The sequence below is a fragment of the Sphingobium sp. LSP13-1-1.1 genome, assembly GCF_040676415.1.
GTDB lineage: Bacteria > Pseudomonadota > Alphaproteobacteria > Sphingomonadales > Sphingomonadaceae > Sphingobium.
In genome coordinates this window covers 1-5,251 of record NZ_JBEGHU010000035.1, presented here as the reverse complement: position 1 = coordinate 5,251, position 5,251 = coordinate 1, and the positions used below count along the sequence as shown (strand labels likewise).

5 protein-coding genes and 1 pseudogene are annotated in these 5,251 nt (G+C 61.3%); all 6 read right to left on the bottom strand.

Annotated features, from left to right (window positions below):
- Positions 1-111: 111 nt before the first annotated feature.
- Positions 112-654 (bottom strand): annotated as a pseudogene (locus MRBLSP13_RS17250) (IS6 family transposase); the annotation flags it as partial.
- Between the two features lie 73 nt (positions 655-727).
- Entirely contained in the window at positions 728-1,339 is a 612-nt protein-coding gene (locus tag MRBLSP13_RS17245) for a hypothetical protein (protein WP_363736955.1), read from the bottom strand.
- Positions 1,336-2,016 carry a HupE/UreJ family protein gene (locus MRBLSP13_RS17240; protein WP_363736953.1) on the bottom strand — a complete coding sequence of 227 codons (681 nt, stop codon included), beginning with the start codon at positions 2,014-2,016 and terminating at the stop codon, positions 1,336-1,338. The genes MRBLSP13_RS17245 and MRBLSP13_RS17240 overlap by 4 nt, the downstream gene beginning before the upstream one ends.
- Positions 2,013-2,513, bottom strand: a complete 501-nt coding sequence (locus MRBLSP13_RS17235) for a hypothetical protein (RefSeq protein ID WP_363736951.1) — start codon at positions 2,511-2,513, stop codon at positions 2,013-2,015. The genes MRBLSP13_RS17240 and MRBLSP13_RS17235 overlap by 4 nt, the downstream gene beginning before the upstream one ends.
- Before the next feature lie 188 nt (positions 2,514-2,701).
- Positions 2,702-4,738: a TonB-dependent receptor gene (locus tag MRBLSP13_RS17230; protein WP_363736950.1), complete on the bottom strand. Its 2,037-nt coding sequence runs from the start codon at positions 4,736-4,738 to the stop codon at positions 2,702-2,704.
- On the bottom strand, positions 4,722-5,251 hold a 530-nt coding region (locus MRBLSP13_RS17225), incomplete at its 5' end, for a cytochrome b (RefSeq protein WP_363755736.1). The genes MRBLSP13_RS17230 and MRBLSP13_RS17225, both read right to left, overlap by 17 nt.

Genomic DNA, 5,251 nt, shown 5'->3' with positions numbered 1-5,251 from the left:
ATCGGCGCTTCAAATCCTGGGGGGCATGCCCCCCAGGATTTGATCACCCAAATGGCGGCATAAAACGACATCCGCGATGAGCTTAACTTAGCCGCCAACCTGTCCAAGAAGGCGAGGCCACCTCAGGTGGCTGTTCTCGACCCGATTGTTCGCCCACCGACCGATTTCCTGCTTCGCCCGGTTGCCAAGCTCATCCATTGCCGCGCCGTAGGTGCGGAGGCCATCAGTGGTGATCGATTCGGGAGATCCATGACGCTTCAGTGCCTTCTTCATGAAGGTTAGCGCAGCCATCTTATCACGGGTTTTGGTGACATAGCTCTCCAGGATCTCGCCTTCCTGATCGACGGCGTGCCATAGATAAGCCATTTCGCCATTCACCTTGACGTACATTTCGTCGAGGTGCCAGCGCCAGTGGCGAAATCCCCGCATGCGGCTGATCCGCTGCCGGCGAATGTCGCCTGCGAACAGCGGGCCGAACCTGTTCCACCAGTAGCGCACCGTCTCGTGGCTGATGTCGATACCGCGCTCGAAGAGCAGGTCTTCCACGTTCCTGAGGCTGAGCGGGAAGCGCACGTACATCATCACCGCCAGCCGGATCACCTCGCGCGACGAGTTGAAGTAGCGGAACGGATTGTCAGGCTTGGAGCGGCTCATGCCCCTACTTTAGCAGCGCCCAGAGCAACGCGCCGTTTTGCTCTGACAGAGCCCTGGCTCCTGTGCTATCTTACTACGTTGGAGGCGTCAGCGTCCGGTCGTGTTCCCCGCCGGCATCGAACAGCTTGGATCCTTTAATTTTGCCAGAAGCATCAAGCGTCAGGTGCACGTTGTTCATGCTGCGATTCTGCCAATGCCAACCGTGGATGCCCGTAAACGGCGCGACATAGCGGCCTGCCTGCCGGTCGCCCTTGGTGATTGCATAGCTTTCAGTCAGCTCTTCGCCACCGTCGAAGGGATGGGCGTGCATGTCATAGTTGAGCGGTCCTGATCCCGACCAGTGGAAGTGTATCGGCTGCCCCTCATCGACCACATATTTAAGCTCAATGCCTTCAAAGGGTTTGAGTTCGAATTCCCAATGGTCGCTGGCGCCTGGCTCGGGGGGCAGGGGCGTCTGGCTGGGCGTGAACGTACCTTGGCGTTTCAGGCCCCGTTCCAAGAACTGGTTGGCTCCAGCGGTTGCAATACTGGAAAGGCCCGTTACGTTTCCGACGCCCGTCGGATCGATGCCGGTTTCGGCTGGAAGCACGAACAGGACGACAATTGCTGCGCCAATGGCGAGCGTCGCCGTGGCTCCAATGACGAGCGCGCGCCGGGAGGGGCGCACGGGTTCAATTTCAGTCATGATTCAAGATACCTCGCAATTTGATAACCGGCGAGAAATATGCCCGCGGCGATCAGCGCCAGATTGGCGGTAAACGCCCCGTTTCGAAAGCTGGGCGTGCCGCGCCAGAGGCCGAGCAGCATAAGGACAAAGGCCAGGACCAGGCACTGCCCAATCTCGACCCCGATGTTGAAGCTGATGAGGTTGGTCAGCAGCCCATTTCTGGGCAACGAAAGTTCGGTCAGCTTGGTCGCGAGGCCAAGGCCATGAACCAGGCCGAATGCAAGAACGGTCGCTTTGGTATTGATGGAGATACCGAGTTTCCGGAGGCCGCCGATATTCTCGATGCCCTTATAGGCGACCGATAGCCCGATCACTGCATCGACCAAATGGGTATTCGCGCCAAAACCCAGCAACACGCCCAGCAGCAGCGTGGTCGAATGGCCGATGGTGAACATCGACACGTACAGGACGACATCCTTCAGGCGATAAAGATAGAAGACCACCCCGATCAGGAAGAGGATGTGGTCGTACCCGGTCACCATATGCTTGGCGCCCAGATAGAGAAACGGCAGGATCGCCGGACCGTCGGTGGCCAGGACGAAGGCCTTGTCGCCTTCGGCCACGTCGTGGGCCAGGGCGGTCACTGACCAGAATGCCAGCGCCATGGCGGCGAGGGGAAGCGTCCACCGCCTCATGAGGCGTTTTCAGGCCCTTTGGTCCCCGTTGGCGCGAGGCTGGCCGGCGACTTCATATAGGCCTGATGGCAGGCGCTGCAGACATTATACAACGCGCCGCCCACTTCCAATACCTCGTTGACGTTCTTTGCTGCCGCTGCCTGTGCGGCCAGTCCGGCGGCGTCCGAGAGGCCTTGCGCGAATTCCTGCCAGTCCTGGCCGCGGCCTTTGGCATAGGCCGGTGTTCGCAAAAGTGCGGCATATTGCCCAACCCGTTCCGCAGCCTCGCGAGTTCGGGTCCATTCCGCATCGTTACGCGGCCGAATTTCGTGATTTCCGGTCTCATCGCTGACATATTGGACGGCGTTCCAATAGCTTTTGGCGGACGGATCGACTTTCTCCACCATCAGCTTGTGCACGTCAGCCGGCGGCGCGTCCGCCGAGGGCTGGTCCGTCTTGCGGTCGCAGCCGCCTACGAACGTCATCCAGAATGCAAGTGCGATCAGCCTTTTCTTCATGCCTGTCTCCTGGTGTCTGTCGTGCGATGGACGAAAGCTTTGTCCCTTGTCTCATTCATACCCGGCTTGCCGGTCTGCGCCGCCGCGCCAAAGGCAATTGCAGTGACGCTGGCGGTACAGTGCTGTCAGGGCACGGGCGCTCTCCGTCTGGGTCCGTCTGGGCAGCGTGGCGGTACAAGCCTGCTCGCTCAGAAGCTGTAGCGGATCCCCATCCGGAAGGTGCGCGGCTCGACCACCCGACTGAGGCGACCTTCGGTGGGCGCGCTGTCAAAGCCCGGAATATAGGATTCATACCAATAGGCGATGTCCTTGTCGCGACTGTCGAAGAGGTTGAGCACTTCGCCGAAAACCTCGAGATGAGGCGGTTTCCATGCTCCACGTAGGTTGATGATGGTGCTGCCCTTGTCACGGGCGCTATTATCCTCAATCAGCGGATAGGGACCCAGATGGCGGAGGCGGACGCTGCCGCTCCAGCGGTCGAACATGGCCGAAATGCCTGCTGAAGCGGCGTTTTCAAAGGCATTGGGAATGCGGTCACCATTGTCGTAGCGCGACCGGCTGGCGGTATAGTTGGCATCCAGGGCCAACCAGGGCAGGGGTCGCCAGAAGCCCACCAGCTCGTAACCGCGCCGCTTGCTGGCGCCGGTGGGCTCCACCGCATTGGAGTCTCCCACGAAGCGCAGCTCGCTCCCGACATTCAGCCAGTAATAGGTTGCGGTGAGGCTGAACGGACCGGTCTGAAAGCGAGCGCCCAGTTCCTTGCCGGTGCCCCGGACCAGGACCGGGACGGGCGACGCGGTATTCACCGCCCCGCGCACGTCATTTGAATGGAACCCCCGGCCCCAATTGGCGTAGAATTCGAGCGATGGGACAGGAGAGTAGGCCAGCGCCAGCTTGGGCGAGAGGATGGCATCATCGCCGCGCCCCGCGCCAAGCGCTGCGGCAACATCGTCGCGCGCTCGTACGATGTAATGATAATAATCCCCGCGCAGGCCGCCGATCACCCGCACGCCTGGCAAAGGGCGAAGCGTGGCTTCGCCATAGATCGCACCCGAGGATTCGGTGACGTCGTAGGATCCCAATGATTCCTTGAAGCTTCCGGCGTCGGTGTGGTGGACCCCGACGGGGCCGATCGTATCATAGCGGTTTTCGGTGCCGATGCTGATGTCGAGCGAGGGAGAGATCTCCCATTTTTTACGGCCCGTCATCCCCAGGATGACGCGCTTGTCGAACTGCAGAATCTGGGCGCTTGATCCATCGGCATTGGCATAGGTCGGGTTGGAGCTCATCGCCCAGTCATAATATTGACCATAGACGTTCGCCGACCAACTCTCCCCACTAAGCGCCGCATTGGCAACAACGCGGGTGGTTTCCCCGCGCGCTGTCGGATCGGGCGAGCAGAAGGCATCGGCGCAGATCGAGGAGCCGATGATGCGTTCGGGGATCTGCTCGGTCGGCCGCCATGTGCCACGATAGCCGTGCAGGCTGAGGTCCAGTTTGCCAAGACCGATCACGGCTGCATATTTGGCAAAGGCCGAATAATGGCGCAGCTTCTCGGGCTGCTGCCAGGGGCCGTCATAGATCTTGAACTGCCCGACAAGGGTCAAGTCGCCGCCGCCGACATTGCCGATCGTCCCGCCCGCCGCGAGTCGCCGCCAGCCATAGGAGCCGAGTTCGGCCGAGACCCAGGGCGCGTCGATCTTTTCAATGGTTGTCAGGGCGGCCGATCCAGCCATCGCGAAATCGCCGCCGTCGGCGCGATAAGGGCCTTTGCGGTAATCTTCCCGGTCAATGACCTCGGGGATCAGGCCGTTGAGGTCGAGATAGCCCTGGCCATGGCCGTGGCTGCGAAAATTCATCTGCACGCCGTCGATATAGGTGGTGAAGTCCGATCCGTGATCGAGGTTGAATCCGCGCAGGAAATATTGGTTTGCCTTGCCGCTGCCCGAATGCTGCGCGGCGATCATGCCCGGCACGGCTTCGAGGAGTTCGGCCACGCGCAGGAGCGGACGGATGAGCAGGTCGGAGCCTGCGACGCTACCCTCGCTCGCTGCGCCCGCGACACCGATCTTGCTCTCGCCTCGCCCAAACACGACGATGTCGGCATCGGCCCTTGCGGCAAGAACGGTTGTATCGACCGGAGCAGCGGCGTCGGCTGGCGTGAAGGACAGGGGAGAGGCGCCGACGGCCAGGCAAGCTGCCGCCAGTTTACGGATGTGGTACATGAAGGTTCCTCGTTGATTTCCGCTGCGAAGTGACCCTGGATTTTAAGCGGAAGCTGTCGTTTCCTGTTTCCTTTCTTGTCTGAGGTATGTGGCGAGGGCGCACCCAGGGAGCCATGCCGGCGAGCACGTCATCACGATCGACGAGGTGATGCTTGAGTGCGGCGGCCACGTGGACGGCCACCAGCAGGATACCGCTCCAGCCGAGCAGCTCGTGCGCATTCATGGAGACGTCGGCCACGACTGCGCGCCGCGCCTCGGACAAGCTGGCGACGAATCCGATGTGCGGCCATTCGAACTGGTTGAACCACAGCGTCGGGATAGCGAAGGCCGCTCCCATCGCGCGGTTCCAGCCGGCCGACACGTAGATCCAGCCGCTCAGCGGCAGTCCAACTATCAGTACATAGAGGAGGACGTGGGAGAGGCGAGCGCCCCACCTCTCCCAACGCGGCATCTCCTGGGGACGCGGCGGTGCCCGATGCAACAGGCGCCACACGACACGGATGACGCTCAAGA

Bases quoted from the DNA above. Each gene is read 5' to 3' on its own strand.
- MRBLSP13_RS17235 (WP_363736951.1), bottom strand. From the start codon at position 2,513: ATGAAGAAAAGGCTGATCGCACTTGCATTCTGGATGACGTTCGTAGGC.
- MRBLSP13_RS17240 (WP_363736953.1), bottom strand. From the start codon at position 2,016: ATGAGGCGGTGGACGCTTCCCCTCGCCGCCATGGCGCTGGCATTCTGG.
- MRBLSP13_RS17230 (WP_363736950.1), bottom strand. From the start codon at position 4,738: ATGTACCACATCCGTAAACTGGCGGCAGCTTGCCTGGCCGTCGGCGCC.
- MRBLSP13_RS17245 (WP_363736955.1), bottom strand. From the start codon at position 1,339: ATGACTGAAATTGAACCCGTGCGCCCCTCCCGGCGCGCGCTCGTCATT.